Source organism: Pseudomonas sp. JS425 (assembly GCF_018223845.1).
GTDB lineage: Bacteria > Pseudomonadota > Gammaproteobacteria > Pseudomonadales > Pseudomonadaceae > Aquipseudomonas > Aquipseudomonas asiatica.
Map to the genome: position 1 here is coordinate 5489143 of NZ_CP073661.1, position 18929 is coordinate 5508071.

16 protein-coding genes are annotated in these 18929 nt (G+C 62.7%); 9 read left to right on the forward strand and 7 right to left on the reverse strand.

Translation table 11 applies throughout. The features are described from left to right. The first annotated feature begins 124 nt into the window (after positions 1 to 124). Positions 125 to 619 (forward strand): hypothetical protein, encoded by a 495-nt coding sequence (locus KDB76_RS25265; protein WP_023662659.1) that lies wholly within the window; start codon positions 125 to 127, stop codon positions 617 to 619. A gap of 151 nt (positions 620 to 770) precedes the next feature. Here KDB76_RS25265 and hrpB read toward each other — a convergent pair whose 3' ends face one another. Then, positions 771 to 3299, reverse strand: coding sequence for an ATP-dependent helicase HrpB (gene hrpB / locus KDB76_RS25270; RefSeq protein ID WP_013974327.1), 2529 nt, complete (start codon positions 3297 to 3299; stop codon positions 771 to 773). Between the two features lie 116 nt (positions 3300 to 3415). Here hrpB and KDB76_RS25275 point away from each other — a divergent pair, with 116 nt between their 5' ends. After that, positions 3416 to 3835, forward strand: coding sequence for a hypothetical protein (locus KDB76_RS25275; protein ID WP_013974328.1), 420 nt, complete (start codon positions 3416 to 3418; stop codon positions 3833 to 3835). Positions 3836 to 3864: 29 nt separating this feature from the next. After that, a complete protein-coding gene (locus KDB76_RS25280; protein ID WP_013974329.1) occupies positions 3865 to 4737 on the forward strand; it encodes a cation diffusion facilitator family transporter in 873 nt (290 codons plus the stop codon). A gap of 77 nt (positions 4738 to 4814) precedes the next feature. Here KDB76_RS25280 and KDB76_RS25285 read toward each other — a convergent pair whose 3' ends face one another. Beyond that, positions 4815 to 5600 carry a DUF6515 family protein gene (locus tag KDB76_RS25285; protein ID WP_023662474.1) on the reverse strand — a complete coding sequence of 262 codons (786 nt, stop codon included), beginning with the start codon at positions 5598 to 5600 and terminating at the stop codon, positions 4815 to 4817. A gap of 395 nt (positions 5601 to 5995) precedes the next feature. Here KDB76_RS25285 and KDB76_RS25290 point away from each other — a divergent pair, with 395 nt between their 5' ends. Both KDB76_RS25290 and KDB76_RS25295 read left to right on the forward strand, forming a co-directional pair. Then, positions 5996 to 6472 carry an Lrp/AsnC family transcriptional regulator gene (locus tag KDB76_RS25290; RefSeq protein WP_003249795.1) on the forward strand — a complete coding sequence of 159 codons (477 nt, stop codon included), beginning with the start codon at positions 5996 to 5998 and terminating at the stop codon, positions 6470 to 6472. A 54-nt stretch (positions 6473 to 6526) separates the two neighbouring features. Continuing rightward, a complete protein-coding gene (locus KDB76_RS25295) occupies positions 6527 to 6730 on the forward strand; it encodes a DUF2788 domain-containing protein (protein WP_013974331.1) in 204 nt (67 codons plus the stop codon). Between the two features lie 112 nt (positions 6731 to 6842). Here the strand turns inward: KDB76_RS25295 and KDB76_RS25300 are convergent, their stop codons facing one another. The 3 genes from KDB76_RS25300 to KDB76_RS25310 all read right to left on the reverse strand — a co-directional run bounded on the left by KDB76_RS25300 (position 6843) and on the right by KDB76_RS25310 (position 10775). Continuing rightward, positions 6843 to 7475 carry a pseudouridine synthase gene (locus tag KDB76_RS25300; protein WP_013974332.1) on the reverse strand — a complete coding sequence of 211 codons (633 nt, stop codon included), beginning with the start codon at positions 7473 to 7475 and terminating at the stop codon, positions 6843 to 6845. A gap of 6 nt (positions 7476 to 7481) precedes the next feature. Then, complete coding sequence (amn, locus tag KDB76_RS25305; RefSeq protein WP_015271928.1) at positions 7482 to 8945, reverse strand: AMP nucleosidase; 1464 nt, start codon at positions 8943 to 8945, stop codon at positions 7482 to 7484. Positions 8946 to 9122: 177 nt separating this feature from the next. Continuing rightward, positions 9123 to 10775 carry an acyl-CoA dehydrogenase family protein gene (locus KDB76_RS25310; RefSeq protein ID WP_013974334.1) on the reverse strand — a complete coding sequence of 551 codons (1653 nt, stop codon included), beginning with the start codon at positions 10773 to 10775 and terminating at the stop codon, positions 9123 to 9125. A gap of 254 nt (positions 10776 to 11029) precedes the next feature. Between KDB76_RS25310 and KDB76_RS25315 the strand changes: the two genes are divergently transcribed. Next, entirely contained in the window at positions 11030 to 12436 is a 1407-nt protein-coding gene (locus KDB76_RS25315) for a PAAR domain-containing protein (RefSeq protein WP_080708192.1), read from the forward strand. A 591-nt stretch (positions 12437 to 13027) separates the two neighbouring features. Here the strand turns inward: KDB76_RS25315 and KDB76_RS25320 are convergent. Beyond that, on the reverse strand, positions 13028 to 13288 hold the full coding sequence (locus KDB76_RS25320) for a DUF3077 domain-containing protein (protein ID WP_003257593.1): 261 nt from the start codon (positions 13286 to 13288) through the stop codon (positions 13028 to 13030). Between the two features lie 488 nt (positions 13289 to 13776). Next, positions 13777 to 15765, reverse strand: coding sequence for a hybrid sensor histidine kinase/response regulator (locus tag KDB76_RS25325; protein WP_038410158.1), 1989 nt, complete (start codon positions 15763 to 15765; stop codon positions 13777 to 13779). 265 nt (positions 15766 to 16030) lie between these two features. Between KDB76_RS25325 and KDB76_RS25330 the strand changes: the two genes are divergently transcribed. From KDB76_RS25330 to hemL, 3 genes are read left to right on the forward strand one after another with little or no spacing between them, the layout of a single operon-like run. After that, entirely contained in the window at positions 16031 to 16828 is a 798-nt protein-coding gene (locus tag KDB76_RS25330; protein ID WP_024087784.1) for a hydroxymethylpyrimidine/phosphomethylpyrimidine kinase, read from the forward strand. A 13-nt stretch (positions 16829 to 16841) separates the two neighbouring features. Next, positions 16842 to 17465, forward strand: a complete 624-nt coding sequence (gene thiE, locus KDB76_RS25335) for a thiamine phosphate synthase (RefSeq protein ID WP_013974338.1) — start codon at positions 16842 to 16844, stop codon at positions 17463 to 17465. A gap of 14 nt (positions 17466 to 17479) precedes the next feature. Continuing rightward, the gene (gene hemL / locus KDB76_RS25340; RefSeq protein ID WP_013974339.1) at positions 17480 to 18763 is read left to right on the forward strand and encodes a glutamate-1-semialdehyde 2,1-aminomutase; all 1284 of its coding nucleotides are present in this window, start codon (positions 17480 to 17482) and stop codon (positions 18761 to 18763) included. Positions 18764 to 18929 lie beyond the last annotated feature (166 nt).

The following is an 18929-nucleotide window of genomic DNA, read 5'->3' on the forward strand; positions in this document are numbered from 1 at the left end:
AAAAAAGGCTGAAATAGACGGCAGGTTTGACCGGGATTTGAGCGGCTACCGTTTTTTGAAAGTGTCGATGGCGAAGTAGCCGGAAAACAGGGGCTACTTCAGACCATCCTTAGAGGAAAACGTCATGGAGCAAACAATCAGCACTCAATATGCCGAATCGTTTCGAGGCCGGCTTTTAATGCGCCTCGACGATAGTTATGCCAATACTCGGCTTAGTCGTAGTGGCGACAAAACTGATGATAGTTTCTTTGATTTCTCCCCTGGGGATGATTGGTTAATATTGGGCGGACGCACGCTGCCGCCACTGTTGGAGTTCCGTTATATCTCCAAAACCGAAGATCGCCTGCATTATCACATCCACCTTTGGGGACAACCAGACAAGAAGTTGGGTGTCAGCCGCAATGGCTACCTCGGCTTCTACAAGTATGCCGAAGTCACCGATTACTGGGTGATCGAGCCACTGCACCTGCTCAATGGATCTCTCATCTGTCATCTGCGAGACCAAAGCGGGCAGAGCGTGGGCGCCATTGACTACAAACGAGACGAGTACCAAGAAACGTTAGCCCCGCTGAATGTCAAGAAAGGTCAGATCGTCACCTTCGACCTGACGAAATATTAATTCATAGGGAGCACATCGATGAAGCGCACATATATTTGGGCTTCTTAGCCTTCACAAATTTTCTTTGGCCGAATCACATGATTCATGAAGACAGCCAGATCTCTAACCCTCTGAACAAGGCAACCGATCTGGCTACCGCTCTGCGTCACATTCAAGTGCCGCGCGGCTTCGCCCGCGCGGTCGCATCGGCCACCAAGGGGTCATCCGGCCAATAGTGCTTGGGATAACGCCCTTTCAAATCCTTCTTAACCTCGGTATACGTCGTGCGCCAGAAGTTGGCCAGATCCTGGGTCACTTGTACCGGCCGCCGTGCCGGTGACAACAAATGCAACTTCACTTGCTGACGGCCTTGGGCAATACGCGGAGTATCGGCAAGGCCGAAGAGTTCCTGCAGACGCACGGCGAGAATCGGTGGGTTTTCACTGTAGTCCAGGCGAATGTTCGAGCCGGAGGGCACCGCCAGATGCGCCGGTGCCCATTCGTCCAGGCGCTGGGGCAATGGCCAAGGCAGCAGATTGCGCAAGATCGAGGACACATCCAGGGCGGCGAAATGGCTCAGCCGCGAGACCTTGCCCAAGTATGGCTGCAGCCAGTCTTCCAGGGTCGCCAGCAGCGCTTCGTCCCCCAGGTCAGGCCATTCGCTTTGCCCCTCTTTGTCCAGATCAAGCTGACGTAACAGCGCCACCCGCGCTTGCCATTGGCGAAGTTCCGGGGTCCAGGTCAACAGGTTCAGGCCCTTGCGCCGCACCAGGCCAAGCAACGCTTTGGCGCGGGCATCGTCATCCAGGTTGGGTAACGGTTCACGACCCAGCACCAGCTCGCCGACCTTGGTCTGGCGTTCGGCACGCAGCACCTGCTCACGCTCGTCCCAATCAAGAATATCGACTCGCTCGACCTGTTCGGCCAGCACGCCCTCGAACAGCGCCGGATCGAACTCGGCGGCCAGATAGATGCGTTCTTCGCGCTGGCCCTGGCGGCTGCCCAGGTCGGCGATCACCAGCCACGGGCACTTCATCAGTGCATCGACTTCGGCAAACAGCGCCGCCCGGCCGTTCGCCAGCCGATATTCCGCCCCCCCTTCGCGGCGCTGCTGAGCGACGCGGTCGGGATAGGCCAGCGCCAGCAGCGCGCCCAGCCAGCGCGGGTGATCAGGGTCCACAACCGGCGCGCCTGGTTTGCCACGCAGCAGACCACGGTACTGGCGGGCCAATTGGCGCGCACGCTGCACACCACCGTGGCTGCCACGGGCGGCCCTGCTCTCGCCACTGACCAGCGCCAGCCGGCTGTGCAAGTCGGCGCCACCGCCGCGCTGGATATCCCGCTCGCCCAGCAGCGCAGCCACATCACAGGCCATCTGTGCCAGGCCCAGGGCCTGGCCGCGCAACAGCAAATGCGCAATACGTGGATGCGCGGGCAGCTCGGCCATGGCCAGGCCGTGTTCGCTGAGGTTGTCACGGCTGCCGGGCTTGAAGGCATTGAGCCGTGCCAGCAGGTCCTGGGCCTGGGTGAAGGCAGCAGTGGGGGGCTGGTCGAGCCAGCGCAGCTGCTCGGGCGTAACGCCCCAGCGTGCCAGTTGCAGGGCCAGGCCGGCCAGGTCGGCCTGCAGGATCTCGGCGCTGCCGTGTGCGGCCAGCTGGTCATGCTGGGCCTCGGACCACAGGCGATAGCACACGCCGGGCTCCAGGCGGCCAGCACGGCCAGCGCGCTGAGTGGCACTGGCGCGAGAGATACGTTGGGTGTCCAGACGAGTCATGCCGCTGCCGGGGTCGAAACGCGGTACCCGGGCCAGGCCTGTGTCGATCACCACGCGCACGCCGTCGATGGTCAGGCTGGTCTCGGCAATGTTTGTGGCCAGCACCACCTTGCGCAGGCCCTTGGGCGCCGGGTCGATGGCCGCACGTTGGGCGTCGAGATCGAGCTCGCCATGCAGCGGGCAGAGCAGGACCTCGGGACGCTCGCCCAACGCTTCCTGCAGGCTCTGGTGAACCCGGCGGATCTCGGCCTGACCCGGCAGGAATACCAGCAAACTGCCGGTCTGGTCAGCCAGTGCCTGCAACACGCTGTCCACTACCCGAGGCTCGATGAACTCACCCGCCTGGAAAGGCCGCCCCCAACGGATGTCGACGGGGTGCATGCGGCCTTCGCTGCTTACCACCGGGGCATCATTCAGCAGCCGCGAAAGTCGCTCGCCCTCCAGGGTCGCGGACATCAGCAAAACCTTCAGCGGCGGATCGTCCCGCAGCAATTCCCGGCCATTCAGGCTCAATGCCAAGGCCAGGTCGGCATCAAGGCTGCGCTCGTGAAATTCGTCGAAGATCACCAGCCCCACACCCTCCAGCGCCGGGTCGGCCTGCAGGCGGCGGGTGAGGATGCCTTCGGTCACTACCTCGATGCGGGTTTTCGGCCCGACCTTGCTGTCCAGGCGGATGCGATAGCCAACGGTCTCGCCGACCTTTTCGCCCAGTTCGCTGGCCAGGCGCTCGGCCGCAGCCCGCGCTGCCAGGCGGCGGGGCTCGAGCATTAGAATGCTCTGCCCGGCCAGCCACGGCTCGTTGAGCAGCGCCAGCGGCACGCGGGTGGTCTTGCCCGCACCAGGTGGCGCCTCGAGCACCGCTTCGTCACGGTTATCCAGGGCCTGGCGCAGGGCGGGCAAGACAGCATCGATCGGTAATGAAATCATGGTGGTCCTCGAACAGTCCCGCGAGTATAACGGCGAACCCACCCTGCTCTATCATGGTCTTAGCTTCAGGTGCAGGCGCTTCGCTTGCCCTGCTGGATACCTTTTCGGAGATTTACATGCGCATCCCAACCCGCGTCATTGGTGGCGCCCTCATCGTCACCTTGCTGACCCAACTGACCGCCTGCGGCACCATTCTCTACCCGGAACGGCGCGGCCAGATCGGCGGCAAGATCGACCCAGTGGTTGCCGCAATGGATGCCATCGGCATCCTGTTCTACGTGATCCCGGGGCTGATCGCCTTCGGTATCGACTTTGCCACGGGCGCCATCTATTACTCAGGCGGGCGATCCGCCCAGGTTGACCCGGTCAAGCTGCGTGAAGCCGTGAGCCCCGATGGCAAGGTCGACAACCTGAAGTTGCAGGCCATTCTGGAAAGCGAACTGGGCCAGCGCCTGCCGCTGAACGACCCACGGCTGATCCAGCATCGCGGCAGCATCGAGCAGTTGGCCAGCCTGGGCCTGGTGCCTGCAGCCTGAAGCCTGAAGCACAAGGACACTACCCACGGATGATGACCACCCCGGCTGAACACCAGCGCCTGTTACGCCTGGCCACGCGCGCATCGCTGGCGGTGGCCAGTATCCTGGTCCTGAGCAAGGCGCTGGCCTGGTGGCTGAGCGGCTCGGTCAGCCTGCTGGCCGGGCTGACCGACTCGGCACTGGATGCCGTTGCCTCGTTCCTCAACCTGCTCGCCGTGCACTATGCCCTGCGCCCGGCCGACGACGACCACCGATTCGGCCATGGCAAGGCCGAAGCCCTGGCCGGTATGGCGCAGGCGCTGTTCATCGGGGTCAGTGCGGTGCTGATCGGTGTGCAGGCGGTTGAACGCCTGCACACCCCGCAACCCTTGGGCGATACCGCCGTCGGTATCGGGGTAATGCTGCTGTCGCTGGTGCTGACCCTTGCGCTGTTGGCACTGCAACACAAGGTCATCCGCCTGACCGGCTCCACGGCGGTGCGGGCCGACTCCCTGCACTACCGCTCGGACCTGCTGCTCAACGGCAGCATCCTGCTGGCCCTGCTGCTGGCACGCTTTGGCTGGCCGCAACTGGATGCGCTGTTCGGCCTGGGCATCGCTGTCTATATCCTTTGGAGCGCGCTGCAGATCGCCCGGGAAAGCACGGCCATCCTGATGGATCAGGAACTGCCCGGCGATGTCGGCGAGGCCATGGCTGCGCTGGTGCTGGCCATTCCCGGGGTCAAAGGCGTGCACGACCTGCGTACACGGGTGTCGGGCAACCAGTGGTTCGTGCAGTTGCATCTGGAGATGCCGGGGCAGTTGCCGCTGCATGAGGCGCATGCCTTGTGCGTGGAGGCCTCGAAGGTGATCCGCCAGCGTTATCCACAGGCGGATGTGATGGTGCATGCGGATCCGGTGTGAATCAGTGAGCGTAACTGTAGGAGCGGGTTTACCCGCGAACACCGGCACAGCCGGTGCCATGCACCGCATGTCTTGCTTTAGTTGATGCTGTAGCCTCGGCCACTGAAGCACGCGCCCAGCGCCCGCCGGTAGTTGTCCGCCACATTGGCCGGCGGCGCATAAGTCGCCGTCGCCGGGTCGAACCCTGACTGGCTCACCGCCCAACGGTGGCACTGGTAACGGTCCTGGTCCTGCTGTTCCTGCCCTTGCCCATACATGGGGTAGGCCACCACATCATACCGACCACTTACAGGTGCGGGCGCGGCTAGCGGCGGATTGACCACCACGTACTCGCGGCTGTCGGCCAGGTACTGGTAATAGGTATCGGCCACCAGGAAGAACAGCGCCCCGCCCAACCAGACTTCCCGCGCATAAGGCGGCAGGTAGTCGACCCGCACGCCGTAGGGCGGGCTCACCACGACATAACGGCCACCATGGGGGCGATACCAGTAACCACCGGAGTAGAAATAGTCATCCCCACGGTAGGGCACTTTCCAGTAGCGGTCCGGGAAATGATCGATGGTGTACCCCGGGCGATAATGCGGCCCCGGCCCCCAGCCATTGCCATGACCATCAGGGCGCCCCTGCCAGTCACCGCCAGGCCGTTGCCCCGGGCCACCGGCTTCCCAGTGGCGGTTGTCGCCATGGCGGCGGGGAATATCCTGGTAATAGCCCTGCCGTGGCGGCTGGGTCTGCTGCACTTCGTCACGCGAATTGAGCGAGCGGCCCGGCGCCCCCTCGCCCGGCCCTTCGGCCATGGCCCCGAGACTGATGCTCACCCCCAACACACCAACACCTGCCAACTGCCAGATGCGCGACTTCATGCTGTTCCTCTCGGTAGAAAATACGGCAACCACAGCCAGTCTACCGCGCCTGTCACGCAGGCCAATTAAATTTCCGGACATGAAAAAAGGGAGGCCGCTGGGCCTCCCTTCAGGAATTGTCGTCCGTGCTCGGCACTTGTGGCGCCGGCTCACCTCACACCGTCTTCTGGAAGGTGTGTAGCCCGGGGGCCTGCAGATCCTGTTGGATGGCTGGCCGCGACCGCCCGCCTAGGGCGCGTCGCCGTGGACTGATGTCCGGGCAGTGATTCTGTGGATAAAGATACCGGACAGGATGCGACAGATGATTGCGAAGATTGCTCAGATAAATAGCACTTGCGCAATTTTTCACCCTGGATTGATAATTCATCGCAATCTGAACAGAAAAGGCATAACCCATGAGCAAACTTGACCGCTACGACCTGAGTATCCTCGCCGAATTGCAGCGCGATGCGCGCATTTCCAACCAGGAACTGGCCGAACGCATCGGCTTGTCGCCTTCGCCATGCTCGCGTCGGGTCAAGCAACTGGAGGACGATGGCTACATCTCGCGCCAGGTAGCCCTGCTCGACCGCAAGAAGCTGGGCCTGAGCCTGACTGCCTATGTGCTGATCGGCATGGACCGCCACACCCCGGAGCGTTTCGAAACCTTCGAGGCGGCCATCCGCAACCTGCCACAGGTGCTTGAATGCAGCCTGGTCACCGGCATGGATGCCGACTACCAGCTGAAGGTGGTTGTGCCCGACATGGACCACTACCAGAAACTGCTGCTAGGCAGCCTGACCCGCATTGAAGGCGTCACCAGCGTGCGTTCGAGCTTCGTGCTGAACCAGGTGCTGGCCAGCACCGAGCTGCCCTTGACCCACCTGCGTTAATTGCCTGCGCCAGCAGGCGTATAATCGGACGCTCAACCCGCCTGGAGAACACCGATGGATCCCGCCGTATTCGAAGAGTGGATGATGATCATCCTGGTCACCGTGCTGATCGGTTTCATGGGTTTCATCGTCTGGGACCTGGCGAAAAAGTCCAAGGCCGGGCGGTTCGGGACGCTGATCCTGTTCTTCGTGCTGGGGCTGGGGGTGTTGGCCTTTATCATCAAGAGCGTGGTGGTGGGGTTTCTCGAAGGGGTGTAGAAAATTCAAGGCCATTCGCGGGCACGCCCGCTCCCACAGGTCTGGCGCTGCACTTGAGGGCTGCACTATACCTGTGGGAGCGGGCGTGCCCGCGAATGGCCCTTGAACTGGACTAAAGCTTGGCGGCCACTTCGCGCCAGCACCCCTGCTCCAACCCATCCAGCGCCCAGTCGCCAATCCGCACCCGCACCAGGCGCAAGGTCGGCAACCCCACCGCAGCCGTCATCCGCCGCACCTGGCGGTTACGCCCTTCGCGAATCACCAGCTCCAGCCAGCTGGTCGGCACGCTCTTGCGAAAACGCACCGGCGGGTTGCGCGGCCACAGCGCCGGCTCGTCCAGGCGCCGCGCCTCGGCCGGCAAGGTCGGCCCATCGTTCAGTTCCACGCCATCGCGCAAGCGCCGCAACTGCTCCTCGCTCGGCTCCCCCTCCACCTGAACCCAATAAGTCTTGGCCAGCTTGTGCTTCGGGTCGGCAATGCGCGCCTGCAGGCCGCCATCGTTGGTTAGCAGCAACAGGCCTTCACTATCGCGGTCCAGCCGCCCGGCCGGGTACACACCGGGGATGTCGATGTAGTCCTTGAGCGTCGCGCGCCCGTCGCCGTCGCTGAACTGGGTCAGCACGTCGAACGGTTTGTTGAACAGGATCAGGCGCGGCTCGGCCGGTGGCGCCTTGGGCTGGCGACGCGGGCCGGTGGCAGGCCGCGCCTGGGGGCGGCGCGGCTTGGAACGGGGTGGCAGTGACATGGATCCTCAGCGGAACGGCGGCTCATCAAAGCTGCGCAGTTTACGCGAGTGCAGCGAGTTGAGCTCGGTGCGCAGCAGGTCGAGGGCGGCAATGCCGATCTTCAGATGCTGGCTGACCGCCCGGTTATAGAAGGCGTTGGCCGAACCCGGCAGTTTGATCTCGCTGTGCAGCGGCTTGTCGGACACACACAGCAAGGTGCCGTACGGCACGCGCAAGCGGTAACCCTGGGCGGCAATCGTACCGCTTTCCATGTCCACCGCCACGGCACGCGAGAGGTTGATCAGCGGCCGCTCCTGGGCCCAGCGCAGCTCCCAGTTGCGGTCGTCGTAGGTCAGCACAGTGCCGGTGCGCAGGCGCTTCTTCAGCTGTTCACCACGCTCGCCGGTGACCTGCGCAGCGGCTTCCTGCAAGGCCAACTGCACCTCAGCCAGGGCCGGAATCGGAATGTTCGGCGGCACTACCCGGTCGAGAATACCGTCACGGCGCATGTAGGCGTGTGCCAGCACATAATCGCCAATAGTCTGCGACTGCCGCAGGCCGCCGCAGTGGCCGATCATCAGCCAGCAGTGCGGGCGCAGCACGGCCAGGTGGTCGGTGATGTTCTTGGCATTGGACGGGCCGACACCGATGTTGACCAGCGTGACGCCGTCGCCGTCGGCGGCGATCAGGTGATAAGCCGGCATCTGGTAACGGTGCCAGACCACGCTGGCCACCAGGGCCTGGGTTTCACCGTGGTCCATGCCCTTTTCGATCACCACATTGCCTGGCAGGACCATGCGCACGAAGCGAGGGTCGTCACGCAATTGGTCGAGGCCGTGGCTGATGAACTGGTCAACATAGCGATGGTAGTTGGTCAGCAGGATCCACGGCTGTACATGGCGCCAGTCGCTGCCGGTGTAGTGCACCAGGCGGCGCAGCGAGAAGTCGACCCGCGCGGCATCGAACAGCGCCAGCGGCAGAGTCTCGGCACTGCCCCAGTCATACAGGCCGTCGGCGATGTTGTCGGTCGCAGCCGACAGGTCGGTGCTGGGGAACACCCGCGCCAGCTGCGCGGCGGTGATGCCGCTGCCGGCCAGTTCGTCGCCCTGGTCGACCACGTAGGGGTAAGGGATGTTCTGTTCACTGACGCCGACCTCTACCGTGACGGTGTAGTCGTGCATCAGCGGGCGCAGTTGCTCCAGCAGGTAGCCACGAAAAGCAGCCGGCTGGGTGATGGTGACGCTGTAGGTACCTGCCACCTGAACCTTGGCGTAGGCCCGCGTGGTGGCGGCGACTTCACCATGGCTGTAATAGGTCAGGCGCAGCGCCGGGTAGCGGAACAGGTCGCGCTCTTCGGCGCCCGGCTCGGTACGGTCCTTCAGGTAACGCTTGAGGGCCTGGCTAAGGGCCCCGGTGGCCTGGTCATGCAGGGCCGCCAGACGGTCGACGGCCTGTTCGGGGGTATCAACGACTACAAAAGCTTGGCTCACACTGTGCTTCCTGTCTGGACATGCATGTGAACCATCTTGCCTGCCTTCTTGGCTAAATACACCCCCATTGATCGGTGTTGCATCCATTCGCGGGCACGCCCGCTCCCACAGGATCTTCACTGCCCTCAAGTACGACGCAGTACCTGTGGGAGCGGGCGGGCCCGCGAAGAAGCCAGCTCAGTTCGCCCAGGCTGGCGTAGCCCTGGCCACCAATGCCTCCACATCCACACCCCGCGGCAACGCCCCGTACACGCGCCCGCCCCCCGTCAAGCGGCTGTCGATAAACGCATCACTGACCACCGCATTGCCCGCCTCCAGCAGCAGCTTGGCCTGCAGCGCCAGGGCAATATCCTCGGTCAGCTGCCGCGCGCGGTACTGCATGTCGCCAGTGTCGGCAAACGCCCCCTTGAGGTTGCCGATGTGCGCCGCCAGGCGCGGGTCCCCGTGCCCATCGCCCAGCTCGGCGAACAGCGCATCGAGCACGCCCGGCTCCTTGGACAAGGCCCGCAGTACGTCCAGGCATTGCACATTGCCCGAACCTTCCCAGGTCGAGTTGACCGGCGCTTCGCGGTACAGCCGTGGCAGGATGCTGTCTTCCACATAACCCGCCCCGCCCAGGCACTCGGCGGCCTCGTTGATCATGGCCGGCGCGCGCTTGCAGATCCAGTACTTGCCCACCGCCGTGACCAGCCGGGCGAAATGCGCCTGCTGCGGGTCTTCCAGCTGCTCCAGCGCCTGCCCCATGCGCAGGCTCAGGGCCAGCGCGGCCTCGCTTTCCAACGCCAGGTCGGCCAGCACGTTCTGCATCAACGGCTGCTCGCTCAGCAGCCGCCCGCCGACCTTGCGGTGCGCGCAATGGTGGGTCGCCTGGGTCAGCGCCTGGCGCATCAAGGCGCTGGAGCCGACCATGCAGTCGAAGCGGGTCATGGCCACCATTTCGATGATGGTCGGCACGCCCCGCCCTTCTTCCCCGACCATCCACGCCAGGGCACCGCGGAACTCCACCTCGCTGGAGGCGTTGGAACTGTTGCCCAGCTTGTTCTTCAGGCGCTGGATATAGAACTGGTTACGGCTGTCATCCGGACGGTGACGCGGCAGCAGGAAGCAGCTCAGGCCTTTTTCGGTCTGGGCCAGGGTCAGGAAGGCATCGCACATCGGCGCCGAGCAGAACCACTTGTGGCCGATCAGCTCGTAGGGCTGCCCCGGGCCCGCGGCGCCGACCGGATAAGCCCGGGTGGTGTTGGCGCGTACATCGGTGCCACCCTGCTTCTCGGTCATGGCCATGCCCAGGGTGACACCGGCCTTGTGACGGTCGCCGACGTTACGCGGGTCGTACTCGCAGGCGAGGATTTTCGGCAGCCAGTATTCGGCCAGTTCGGGTTGCAGCCGCAGCGCTGGCACGGCGGCGAAGGTCATGGTCAGCGGGCAGCCGGTACCGGCCTCGGCCTGGCTGTGCAGGTAGGTCATCGAAGCCCGCGCCACATGGGCGCCTGCGCGGGGTTCGGCCCATGGCAGCGACGGCAGGCCGTGCTCGACGGCGGTGCGCATCAGCTCGTGGTAGGCGGGGTGGAATTCGACCAGGTCGATGCGATGGCCGTAGCGGTCGTGGCTGCTGAACTCCGGCTTGTGCGCATTGGCCAGGAAGCCCGCCTGCATCAGCGGGCCACCGGCCAGGGCACCGTAGGCATCGATCCGCGATTCGGCCCAACCCGCACCGAAACGCCGCGACCATTCCTGTAGCGGCAGGTCGAGGCGGTAAAGGTTGGCTCCGTCGAGGGGCGGTGGCTGGTTGGTGACTTCGTGGGTTTCAGCGTACTGGTGCAGGTTCATCGAGGGCTCCTGGATCCGGGTAGCTTGAGAGCCCCAGTGAAGCACTCCCCGCGGGTCAGTCAAAGTGACATTAATGACTAAACATGTGGTGGGGGGCGCATGTCAGCCCTAACCCGATTCCCGCACCGTCATCAAAAAGCGCTGTAGTCCAAATCCCTATCCATTGTAGGACCCTTCCTAAAACCTCCCCTACCTGAAAATACCCGCCTACAGGCTGCTAGGTTCCTGGCTCCCACTTTAAAAAGAGGCGAGCCATGAGCATGCGCATGAACATCTTCGGCCGAGGCCAGGGCCTGGACGGGGACGAAACCACCACTGGCGCCATCTGCATTGCCGGCCAGGCCAGGGGCCGTGTACACGGCAGCGAATGGCTGCTCAAAGGCGACAAGACCACCCCCTGCCCTCTCTGCGGCCAAGAAGGCACCCTCATCGAAGGCGAGTCCCGCTGGCAGCAGGACGGCATACCTACAGCTTTGGATGGAGCGCTGGTGCAATGCGGGTGCCCATTGGGCAGCAATCGCCTGATTGCGCGTGGGCATTCAGCTCCAGCGCCGCGCAGGGCGCCTGTACCTGAGGCCGTTCATGAGGCACCGCCACAGGCTCAAGCGAGTAATCAGGTAAGAAACAGCTATCAACTTGGGGCATTCCAGCCCTCGACCGCTGCGCAAGGCATGGAACTTGGCTTCTACATCGTTCCGCGTTGCATGACGTACCAGGAAGTCTTAGCAGAGCTCGGCGCGCCGCAGGCCAATTTGCCGAGTTCGATTCTGGAGAGACTGAACCCGACGTATGAACGTGGGTTCAAGGCAGGTGAGATCTTTGTCATTGGTGACGGTTTGCGGCGGCCGATGTGCACGCGTGAAGAACTGACTGCAATGAGTGCGGCGAAACAGGCGCGGGAAGCGTTGGCAGAACTGACGCCGGAGGAAGCCGAATTCATGATGCGCCATCAGGCCGAGATCGCCGGGCTGCTCAGCGATGTGAGTCTGACGATGGGTGTGAGCGAGGCGATGATTGGCAAGTCGCTGGATGAGCTCAACGACATACTGCGAAAAATTGAAGACTTGCATAAAGATCAATTCATTAAGCATGGACATCTTAGACACCCGGAGTTCTTTGCGGAACGTCAAAAACTGTTCAAGCAATTAAGTACAAACCTGAAAGCGACTCTCCTGAACAAGCGCCTCAATCTAGGAAATTATGAAAGCTTGCGCCGGGACTTAGGAATATCGTCAAGAAGCTTGGTGCACCACTGGAGTAAAGCGGGGGGAGCGACACACATCCCTGGTTACTCGACACATTTGGACAAGCTGGCCAAGATGGCAAAATATTTAAAAAACGGAGGACGTATTGGCATTGCTATTGGTGGAGGCGGATCTGCTCTGAAAATTTCAGAGGTGTGCAAAGAGGGCAATACAAATGCTTGTAAAAAAGTAAGCGTTACTGAGGCCGGCAATTTCTCCGGTGGCTTAGCTGGTGGCTGGTTGGCAGGAAAATTTGCGGGCAAAATCTCTGCAAAGGTTTGCTGGAGAGTTGGGCCCTACGCCGTGGCATGCGGAATAGTCATCACTGGCGGAGGCGCTTTGGCCGGCAGCATCGGCGGTATGGAAGCGGGTGAGGAGTTCGGCGAATTAGTCTTCGAGGTCTTTGGAGATGATTGATCATCTTGACGTCAAACTAAGGCTATTCCTGTTAGCCACTCCTATCTGCCTCGCCTTAATCGGGCTTGCATCTGATCTTCACATTGCATGCTCTCGCCAGTATAAAGAAATGACCTCAGCACTCCAACGGAGCGCGTGCCTCCCATTTGCGACCGGCATGTGGGGAGAGAAAAGAATAGGTTCCAGAATTCTAGTTATTTCTGTAATCGCGGGTGCCATTGGATCCCCCGCCTCAAGCATTCGGAGCGGACTATTGGATGAGAAAGACCACTTACAATTCCCTAGGCATTTAAGAAGAAAAATACTTATTGCATCCTCGCTAAACACCATTGGTGTTGCCTGGGTAGCGACATATTTCCTAATGAAACTGATTAAATGAGAGCTCCCGTATCTGCTGAATGCCCATCGCCGCTCTTTTAGGCTTTTTGTCGGCTTACGCACCATTAATGCAGTAACCCGCGATGCCTGGTCTTGCCTGAGGACACACCGCGGGGGACCCGCTTCCACGGAGATAGCGCATCTTTCAGTCTATGCACAACTCCTGTGGGAGCGGGTTCACCCGCGAAAGGGCCGGTACAGCTAGTACAAGAATCAGCGCATCAAGCCCAGCTCGGCATCATCCAGCAGCGCCTTGGCCATTGCTGCGAAGTAGTGCGAAGCCCACATCATTTGCTGGTCGCCATCCATCAAACCGGTCAGCGACAAGTCCCGCGCATAGCCCATCAGCTCCGAGGCCTGCTCACGGGCGCTGCGACAGGGGATGCCCTCGGCAATGCGGAATAGTGGATGGGTTTGGCCTTCGCCTTGGTAGAAGTAGGTAACGCCAGGGGTGGTTTTGGTTTCGTCGTTCATGAGTTCGGCACCATGGAGATATATGCCACCCATCCGTTTCCACACATAGGGGTGACAGCTGCACACGGGGTGGAAAACCAGGCATGGTGCGAACCCGGTAGGCCCAAAGGCCTCCCGCGTACAGCTGTCGTAACGACACGCACCATAGGTCTTGCCAGGTTTCCACACCCGATCGCTGAACCGTCAGCGACTGGAAAAGCCTAGAGCGCGGGATTTGCAGGAACAATCAGACGCGTGTCGACAGAGGTTGTAGGGTATTTCGCAGGGGATGGAGTTGCCAGTGCTGAAGCGTAGGAAGAGTCTGGCGTTGTTGTAGGAGTGCAGGTGCGGTCAGGGCATGTCTTGGGGGCCGCTTGCGGCCCTTCGCGGGCATGCCCGCTCCCACAGGGATCGCGCATTGCTCGAACTCAGCGCCAAACCTGTGGGAGCGGGCGTGCCCGCGAAGGGCTGCAAAGCAGCCCCAACAAAGCCTGCGGAAACGAAAACCTCTAAAGCAACCGTCGCGTCTGCAGAACATTCGATGCCATCTGCACCTGCGCAATAGCCATGTTCAAACTCAACTCGAACCGGCTCCCCAACCCCCGCGTCGACTCATGCGACAACCGTGCCCCCAGCAATTCCCCCATCTGCCGGCAGATCGACAAACCAATCCCCAGCCCGCCGTAACGCCGGGTCATCGAGCCATCCACCTGGAAGAAGCGCTGGTACAGGGTCGCCTGATCGAGATCATCGAAGCCGATACCGCTGTCGCTGACCATGAAGGTCAGCGCCAAGTCGTCAGGCCCCACCCGGCGCCCGCGCACCTGGATCATCACCCCGCCCTGGTGGGTGAACTTCAAACCATTGTCCACCAGGCACCCCAGGCAGCGGGCCAGCTTCTGAGCATCGCCCAGCAACCCGTCCGGCACATCGGCCGGGATGTCCAGGCTCAGGTACAAGCCTTTGCCCAAAGCCTGCCCGGCATAACCGGCACGTACGCCCTGCAGCAGGTCACGCAGGCTGAATGGCGCCGGCTGCGCGCGCAGGCGGCCGGCCTGCAGTTCGGACAGGGTCAGGATGGCATCGACCATATCCATCATGCCCTGGGCCGAGCCCACCGCCGTGCGGTGGTACTGGGCCATCTCGGCCTCCATCGGCAGGGTATGCATCAGCTCCAGCGAGCCGATCACGCCATTCATCGGTGTGCGCAGTTCATGGGTCACGCTGGCCAGGAATTCATCTTTCAGCCGGTTGCTCCTGGCCAGTTGCAGGTTCAGTTGTTCCAGCGTGCGCCCGGTGTCGCGCAAGGTCTGCGCCTGCTGCTCGCGCAGGCTGTTGATGCGGTCAGCCAGCGCCAGCGACAGCAAGGCCACCTCAAGCGCCGACCCCAGCTGGCTGGCATACATGGTGATGAACACGTTCGGCAGGTAGCCCAACACCATCAGGGTGTTGACCAGCCCACCGAGCAGGAACGCAGTCCAGGCGATGATGAACCAGCGTGCCACGCGCAAGCCACGCCACCAGGCATACAGCCCGGCAGCGAAGATGCTCACGGTAAACAGCAACGCCAGCACCGTGGCCATGCGCAAAGCGACACCGTAGCGCATGGTCACCGCCAGCACCAAGACCAGCGCGCCACCCAGCATCAGCAACTGCAGCAGCCGATCGAAAGCACGGCTGATGCTGCCAAGTTGCAGGAAATGCCGGGCGAACTGGCAACCGAACAGGCCTGCGGAACCGATGAACAACGGCGTCGAGGCATTTGCCCACCACGGGCTGTCCGGCCAGAAGTAGGCCACACCGGCGCCATTAACCGACACCTGGTAAAAGCCGAACGAGGCGATATAGAGGATGTAATAGAGGTAGCTGACGTCGCGCACGCTGAGGTAGATGAACAGGTTGTACACCAGCATCACCAGCAGCACGCCATAGATTATCCCCAGCACATACAGGCGCGTAGGCTGCTCCTCCATGTAGGCCTGGGCGGACCACAGCGCCAGCGGCGCCTGCACCGAGCCCTGGCTGTGCAGACGCAAGTAGGCGGTGGTCACCTGGCCAGGCTGCAGCTGCAGTTCGAACAGGTAGTTGTTCTGCAGTATTTGACGGCTGTGGTAGGGCAAGGCGTCGCCGGTACGCCGGGCCAGGCGGTAACTGCCGCTGCCGTCGGGCAGGTAGAGCTCGAGGTGATCCAGCGGTGGGTAGGCCAACTCCAGCAGCCATTGCCGTGGGGCGGCGCCAGGCGCGGCTACAGGGCGCAGTTCGACCTTGAGCCAGAACACCGAGGTGGAATAACCGGCGTTCAACACGTCTTTGTGGTGGGGGCGAAAATGCTTGGCGAAATCAGGGGCACTGACCTGGGTGATGCTGGCACTGCCATCGGGGTCTTCATAAACCTGCATGGCCTTGCCCAGCGGAAGATGCCGGGTAGCTGCGTCGAAATCGACTGCCCCGGCCAGCGCGGGCAGCAAGCCCAGAAGCACAATCAGCAAATAGCGCATACAGCCCCAGCATGGCCTGTCCAGTCGAGTCGCGGTTGCCTCCCATCCGTTTGAGACGACACGATCCGGCAGAACCCGTTTGTAGAGTTATCCGAGCACTCTAGCATAGCTTCGCAACCTGGCAATCGACCATATCCAATCACAAAGAAAAGGCTCTAAATCAATGCTTTCAGAAATTAAACCGGCAAAAATCTGACCTTATGATCAACAAAACTCATTTGTAGGACGATCCGCCCAAACAGGATTGGTGGTAAGCTCGCCGACCATGAATACCTACAGCTCCCGCCCCGTTGTCCTCTGTCTCTCCGGCCACGACCCCAGTGGCGGCGCCGGCCTGCAGGCAGATATCGAAGCCCTGATCGCCCAAGGCTGTCATGCCGCACCCGCAGTGACCGCCCTGACCGTGCAGGATACCGTCAACGTTTCCGACTTCCGCGTGCTCGACCGCGAGTGGGTGCTGGCCCAGGCCAACGCCGTGCTGGCCGACTCCTCGGTGGCCGCCGTCAAACTCGGCATGCTCGGTTCGATCGAAATGGTCGACACCGTCGCCGAACTGCTGGCGGCCCACCCGCATCTGCCGCTGGTCTGCGACCCAGTGCTGCGTGCCGGTGGTGGTGGTCGCCTGGGCAAGGACGAAGTGGGCTACGCCCTGCGCGAACGCCTGCTGCCGCTGGCGACCATCGCCACGCCGAACCTGCCCGAAGCCCGCATCCTTGCCGAACTGCCCGAAGGCACCGCCGACGAGTGTGCCGAGAAACTGTTGCCGTTCTGTAGACACCTGCTGATTACCGGCGGTCACGGCGACGAAGACGAAATTCACAACCGCCTGTACAGCCGCGACGGCCAGCACCACACCTGGACCTGCCAGCGCCTGCCGGGCAGCTACCACGGTTCGGGCTGCACCCTGGCCAGTGCCCTGGCCGGCCGCCTGGCCCTTGGCGAGCAGCTGGAAAGCGCCGTCCGCAGCGCCCTGGACTACACCTGGCGCACCCTGCGTGACGCCGAACAGCTGGGCAAGGGCCAGTTCGTGCCGCGCCGCCTGCCGCTGGATTTCTGCTCCTGACACGAGGCCTCCAATGAAGCTACGCGGTCTGTACGCCATCACCGACAGCCAGCTGCTCGCTGGCCGTTTCCTGTCCCATGTCGAGGCGGCACTGGAAGGCGGCGTATGCCTGCTGCAGTACCGCGACAAAAGTGACGACGCGGCACGCCGCCTGCGCGAAGCTGAAGGGCTGATGCAGCTCTGCGAGCGCTACGGCACTCAGCTGATCATCAACGACGACGCCGAACTGGCCGCGCGCCTGGGCGTCGGCGTGCACCTGGGCCAGACCGACGGCCCGCTGACCCCGGCCCGCGCATTGCTCGGACGCCAGGCAATCATTGGCTCCACCTGCCACGCCAGCCTCGAGCTGGCCGCGCAGGCTGCCAGCGAAGGCGCCAGCTACGTGGCCTTTGGCCGCTTCTTCAATTCTGTCACCAAGCCGGGTGCACCCGCTGCCAACATCGAATTGCTGGAGCAGGCCCGCGCCCAGGTGAAACTGCCGATCGCGGTGATCGGCGGCATTACCCTCGACAACGCCGCCCCGCTGGTCGCCCATGGCGCCGACCTGCTGGCGGTGATCCACGGCCTGTTCGGTGCCGACAGCGCGCAGAAAGTCACCCGCCGCGCCCGCGCCTTCAACGCCTTGTTCGCATCCTGATTCGAGAGATCCCCATGTCCCGTTCCGAAGCCCTGTTCGCCCAAGCCCAGAAGCACATCCCCGGTGGCGTCAACTCGCCGGTCCGCGCTTTCAAGAGCGTTGGCGGCACGCCGCTGTTCTTCAAGCATGCCGAAGGCGCCTACGTCGTTGACGAGGATGACAAGCGCTACGTCGACTACGTCGGCTCCTGGGGCCCGATGATCCTCGGCCACGGCCACCCGGAGGTACTGGACTCGGTACGCAGGCAGCTGGAGCACGGCCTGTCCTATGGCGCCCCGACCGCCATGGAAACCGAGATGGCCGACCTGGTCTGCTCGCTGGTGCCATCCATGGAGATGGTGCGCATGGTCAGCTCGGGCACCGAAGCCACCATGAGCGCCATCCGCCTGGCCCGTGGCTACACCGGCCGTGACGCCATCATCAAGTTCGAAGGCTGCTACCACGGCCACTCCGACAGCCTGCTGGTAAAAGCAGGCTCCGGCCTGCTGACCCAGGGTGTGCCGAGCTCGGCGGGCGTGCCGGCGGACTTCGCCAAACACACCCTGACCCTGCCGTTCAACGACATCGCCGCCGTCGAGAAGACCCTGGCCGAAGTCGGCCAGACCGTAGCCTGCATCATCGTCGAGCCGGTAGCCGGCAACATGAACTGCGTACCGCCGGCGCCAGGCTTCCTCGAAGGCCTGCGCGAGCAGTGCGACAAGCACGGCGTGGTGTTGATCTTCGACGAAGTGATGACCGGTTTCCGCGTTTCGCTCGGCGGCGCCCAGGGCCACTATGGCATCAAGCCGGACCTGTCGACCTTCGGCAAGATCGTCGGCGGCGGCATGCCGGTCGGCTGCTTCGGCGGCAAGCGTGAAATCATGGGCTGCATTGCCCCGCTCGGCCCGGTCTACCAGGCCGGTACCCTGTCGGGTAACCCGCTGGCCATGGCCGCCGGCCTGACCACCCTGAAGCTGATCAGCCGCCCGGGCTTCCACGCCGAGCTGACCGACTACACCAGCCGCATGCTCGACGGCCTGCAACAGCGCGCCGATGCCGCTGGCGTGCCGTTCGTCACCACCCAGGCCGGTGCAATGTTCGGCCTGTACTTCAGCGGCGCCGACGACATCGTCACCTTCGAAGACGTGATGGCCAGCGATGCCGAGCGCTTCAAGCGCTTCTTCCACCTGATGCTCGATGGTGGCGTGTACCTGGCGCCGAGCGCGTTCGAGGCCGGTTTTACCTCCATCGCCCATGGGGACAAGGAGCTGCAGATCACCCTGGATGCGGCTGAAAAGGCTTTTGCAGCCCTGAAGTAATTTTCAGCCTGTACCGGGCTCTTCGCGGGTAAACCCGCTCCCACAGGGACTGCGCCCCCGTGAAAGCGGTGCGGTCCCTGTGGGAGCGGGTTTACCCGCGAAGAGGCCGGTACAGGCAACAAATACCCATGCACAATCAGCTGACTTCCCCAACCAAGCAGAAATT

Bases quoted from the DNA above. Each gene is read 5' to 3' on its own strand.
- KDB76_RS25265 (WP_023662659.1), top strand. From the start codon at position 125: ATGGAGCAAACAATCAGCACTCAATATGCCGAATCGTTTCGAGGCCGG.
- hrpB (WP_013974327.1), bottom strand. From the start codon at position 3,299: ATGATTTCATTACCGATCGATGCTGTCTTGCCCGCCCTGCGCCAGGCC.
- KDB76_RS25275 (WP_013974328.1), top strand. From the start codon at position 3,416: ATGCGCATCCCAACCCGCGTCATTGGTGGCGCCCTCATCGTCACCTTG.
- KDB76_RS25280 (WP_013974329.1), top strand. From the start codon at position 3,865: ATGATGACCACCCCGGCTGAACACCAGCGCCTGTTACGCCTGGCCACG.
- KDB76_RS25285 (WP_023662474.1), bottom strand. From the start codon at position 5,600: ATGAAGTCGCGCATCTGGCAGTTGGCAGGTGTTGGTGTGTTGGGGGTG.
- KDB76_RS25290 (WP_003249795.1), top strand. From the start codon at position 5,996: ATGAGCAAACTTGACCGCTACGACCTGAGTATCCTCGCCGAATTGCAG.
- KDB76_RS25295 (WP_013974331.1), top strand. From the start codon at position 6,527: ATGGATCCCGCCGTATTCGAAGAGTGGATGATGATCATCCTGGTCACC.
- KDB76_RS25300 (WP_013974332.1), bottom strand. From the start codon at position 7,475: ATGTCACTGCCACCCCGTTCCAAGCCGCGCCGCCCCCAGGCGCGGCCT.
- KDB76_RS25310 (WP_013974334.1), bottom strand. From the start codon at position 10,775: ATGAACCTGCACCAGTACGCTGAAACCCACGAAGTCACCAACCAGCCA.
- KDB76_RS25315 (WP_080708192.1), top strand. From the start codon at position 11,030: ATGAGCATGCGCATGAACATCTTCGGCCGAGGCCAGGGCCTGGACGGG.
- KDB76_RS25320 (WP_003257593.1), bottom strand. From the start codon at position 13,288: ATGAACGACGAAACCAAAACCACCCCTGGCGTTACCTACTTCTACCAA.
- KDB76_RS25325 (WP_038410158.1), bottom strand. From the start codon at position 15,765: ATGCGCTATTTGCTGATTGTGCTTCTGGGCTTGCTGCCCGCGCTGGCC.
- KDB76_RS25330 (WP_024087784.1), top strand. From the start codon at position 16,031: ATGAATACCTACAGCTCCCGCCCCGTTGTCCTCTGTCTCTCCGGCCAC.
- thiE (WP_013974338.1), top strand. From the start codon at position 16,842: ATGAAGCTACGCGGTCTGTACGCCATCACCGACAGCCAGCTGCTCGCT.
- hemL (WP_013974339.1), top strand. From the start codon at position 17,480: ATGTCCCGTTCCGAAGCCCTGTTCGCCCAAGCCCAGAAGCACATCCCC.